Here is a 3355-nt window from a genome sequence, read left to right as displayed (position 1 = left end):
ACCGGATGGGCAATCCCCGATACGCGCGATTCGTCCTTGCCATCGAAAATCAGAGAAAGATCGACACCTGATCACGGATGTTTTGCCACTATACAGGCTCCGGTGTCCCAGTTCCCAGCGCATAGGCCGGGTCGAGTGAGTCGATATCGAACGAGAAGTACGCGGGGCCCTCGCCTACAATCACGCGCGCCTCCTCGGCCGCCCATCGCCATCCCTTGTCGTGAAACTCCTCGATAGAAACCACGCGCATACCCTGGTCATGGCTGAACTGCCACATATCAGCTTCGTTCAGGCTGCCACGAATGCCGATCTGGATCGTGGCGTGCCATGGCGCGAACCACTCAGTTCAGAAGGAGATCGACGACAGCTTTCAGGTTCTCCGCCACTAAAGTTGGCCGCTCGGGAAGATGCGCCTCTTGCCCGGGCCGGTATTTCCCAGTTTGGGCGAGAGCGCCCATGAGGCCAGCGGCCATTGCTCCGCCAACGTCGGCTTCCGCATCATGGCCAATCATCGCCGCATCCTCGGCGGCGCAGTGGAGACCTTCGACGGCAAGTGTGAAGAATGTCTGCTTGCCTCTCGGCCGGAAGCGTACTCCAGGGCCGCAACAAACGGGCCCGCGTCGAGGCTCATTTCGCAGTCGCGATCGAGAAAGCTGCGACTCTTCGCCAATGCGAGAAACGCAGCCCCGTGAAGAATCCTCCGATAGGCTTGGTTGGGGGCCAATGTGCCTATCTTTAGGCGGCCTATGCGTTTTTCCGCATTGTCGGGTCTTTGCGCCGCGCGCTGAAATTATTTCGGTGTTACCTTACATTTTCGCGCAAGAAAATAGAAGCTCGCGCAACGCCTTAACGAGAAAGCTGGCCATCGCATTTGGTATTATGACGGAAGTACGTCACGGATGTAACCATTATGCGAACAAATCAACGTCACTCCGCAGATTCCGATAAAGCTACTTTCCGTTATTAGTTGGTGCTGACTCCTCAAGCAGAACGGGAGGCCTTATGCACAGGGGTCGATCATGGCGCTTCCAAGGCCATTGCAGGCCTATAGGGCCTATGTATCGTTAAGGCTGTCATCCGCGAGTGTTGGAGTGCTGAAGGCTAAAGCTGAATTCACATGTGTTAAGAAAGGCGGCATGCGTGTCTTTGCGAGTAAAAAATTGGACCATGTCGGCTTAACACGCCTGTGGGCGCATCATCCGTTCTTCGAGTAATTTGTGTATTGAAGTTTAGCCACGTCAGCTGGGGAGGAAAATCCGGTGAAAGCTCCGGAATACAAGAATCTTGAGACCGATGCCATCGCTTGCACTTGCCGGGCCGTCTTCGTGCGCCGCAAGGACACTGCCGCTTGGCTCACGAAGGCCTTCCGTCGATCGAGAATGACGATGATGTGTCCGCTCGGAAGCTAAGCGCTGCAGGCGCGCTCGCCTGAGGACGCGAGCGCGCCGGATTAGCTGATCACCCCCCGAGTTCGAGTACCTCGGCGGCGCGAACGCTTGGGCGTTCCGTTTTCTGCTTATGCAGACATCTATTTGCGCGCCCTGAGTGGAGCGCGAGAGGGCGAAGCCATGACGAACACCGATCAGGACCGATGGTCGCGGGTCAAAGGACGTCTGCGCGCCGAGGTCGGCGAGGACATTTTCTCAAGCTGGTTTGTTCGGATGCAATTCGAAGGCGTCGACAGCGAGACCGTGCGACTCTCGGTTCCGACCCGCTTTCTGAAGAGCTGGATTCAATCGCACTATACCGATCGCGTGCTTGCCTGCTGGAAGGACGAAGAGCCGTGCGTGCGCCGCCTCGATCTGATCGTCCGGACCGGCATGCTGTGGGTGTCCGCGCCCGCGAGCAAGGCGCTGCCACTGCGCCTCAATGGCGAAGCAGGCCCGATGACGGCGGGCGAGCTCAACGGGCACGCCTCCGCACCGCGCATTTCGTCAGGCCATGGCTCCTTCGGCGGGTCGCCGCTCGATCCGCGCCTCTCCTTCGACACGTTCGTCGTCGGGCGTTCCAACTCGCTCGCCCATGCGGCGGCGAAGCAGGTTGCGATGGCGGCCCGCGACAATCCGGTCATGTTCAATCCGCTCTACGTTCACGCGCAGGTCGGCTTAGGCAAGACGCACCTCTTGCAGGCGATCACCTGGGTAGGCAATGCGGCCGAGCGTCGGCTGCTCTATCTCACCGCCGAGAAATTCGTGTTCGGCTTCGTATCGTCGCTGCGCACCCAGACCACGCTCGCCTTCAAGGAATTGCTGCGCGGGACCGACGTGCTCTTGATCGATGATCTGCAGTTCCTGCAGGGCAAGTCGACCCACGCCGAGTTCTCGCACACGCTGAACGCGATGATCGACGCCGGGCGGCAGGTGGTCGTCGCCGCCGACCGCCCGCCGCTCGATCTGGAAAACCTCGACGACCGGGTGCGCTCGCGGCTTGCCTCCGGCCTCGTGGTCGAGATGGGCGCGATCGGCGAGGAGTTGCGGCTGGAAATCCTGGTGGGGCGCGTCGCCGCCGCCCGGGTCCATCATCCCGAGTTCGACGTGCCGGCTGCCGTGTTGGCTCATATCGCCAAATCCGTCGGCAACAATGGGCGCGACCTCGAAGGCGCGCTGAACCGGCTGCTCGCAGTCAGCAAGCTCACCGGCCAGCCGATCACGCTCGAGCTCGCCGAGCGGGAGATACGCGACCTGATCCGTCCGCAGGAGCCGCGCAAGGTCAAGATCGACGAAATCCAGCGGATCGTCGCGCGCCGCTACAATGTCAGCCGCGGCGATCTCCTTTCCTCGCGGCGCACCGCCAATGTGGTGCGCCCGCGCCAGATCGCGATGTATCTTGCCAAGACCCTGACCTTGCGCTCGCTGCCGGAGATCGGGCGGCGCTTCGGCGGGCGCGACCACACCACCGTCCTGCACGCCGTCCGCAAGATCGAAGGTCTGGTCGGCAATGACGGGGCGCTCGCCGAAGAGATCGAGATGATCAAGCGCGAGCTTCAGGAATAACCGGCGGAACGCCCGGCCGGCGGGACGCGGCCGCGATCAGCATCGATCCATAGGCACCTGATTGTCCCCTTCGGGGTTCCAAACCCTCGCCTTCAGGCGAAGCGAAGGGCAGATGAAGTCGCATTATGCGACGATATCGACTAGGCAGCCACGCGAAGTACGACCTCAAGGTTCATCTTGTGTTGTGCCCGAAATACCGCAAACGGGTGCTGACGGGGCAGGTGGCGACCCGAGTTCGCGATCTTCTGCGGCAGATTGCTGCGGAGAACGAGTTGGAAATCATCTCCGGAAAAGTTGCGGCTGATCATGTGCACATGTTCATCAGCTATCGAGCCCATCAGAACATCAGCCGAATAAGGCTC

General features: G+C 60.6%; 4 protein-coding genes. 2 read left to right on the top strand and 2 right to left on the bottom strand.

The features are described from left to right. Positions 1-88 precede the first annotated feature (88 nt). A complete protein-coding gene (locus tag VEJ16_17780) occupies positions 89-310 on the bottom strand; it encodes an arginase family protein (protein HYB11513.1) in 222 nt (73 codons plus the stop codon). A 31-nt stretch (positions 311-341) separates the two neighbouring features. After that, complete coding sequence (locus VEJ16_17775; protein ID HYB11512.1) at positions 342-512, bottom strand: HAD hydrolase-like protein; 171 nt, start codon at positions 510-512, stop codon at positions 342-344. 1056 nt (positions 513-1568) lie between these two features. Here VEJ16_17775 and dnaA point away from each other — a divergent pair. Then, positions 1569-2993 (top strand): chromosomal replication initiator protein DnaA, encoded by a 1425-nt coding sequence (gene dnaA / locus VEJ16_17770; GenBank protein ID HYB11511.1) that lies wholly within the window; start codon positions 1569-1571, stop codon positions 2991-2993. Positions 2994-3118: 125 nt separating this feature from the next. Then, the coding region (tnpA, locus tag VEJ16_17765; protein HYB11510.1) for an IS200/IS605 family transposase at positions 3119-3355 on the top strand (237 nt) is incomplete at its 3' end.

It is taken from the genome of Alphaproteobacteria bacterium (assembly GCA_035625915.1).
In the GTDB taxonomy this organism is placed as follows: domain Bacteria; phylum Pseudomonadota; class Alphaproteobacteria; order JACZXZ01; family JACZXZ01; genus DATDHA01.
The sequence above is the reverse complement of the archived record's forward strand: the minus strand, read 5'-3'. Positions and strand labels throughout refer to the sequence as shown.

Coding starts and splice junctions, on each gene's coding strand:
- VEJ16_17775 (HYB11512.1), bottom strand. CDS start 512: ATGATTGGCCATGATGCGGAAGCCGACGTTGGCGGAGCAATGGCCGCT.
- dnaA (HYB11511.1), top strand. CDS start 1,569: ATGACGAACACCGATCAGGACCGATGGTCGCGGGTCAAAGGACGTCTG.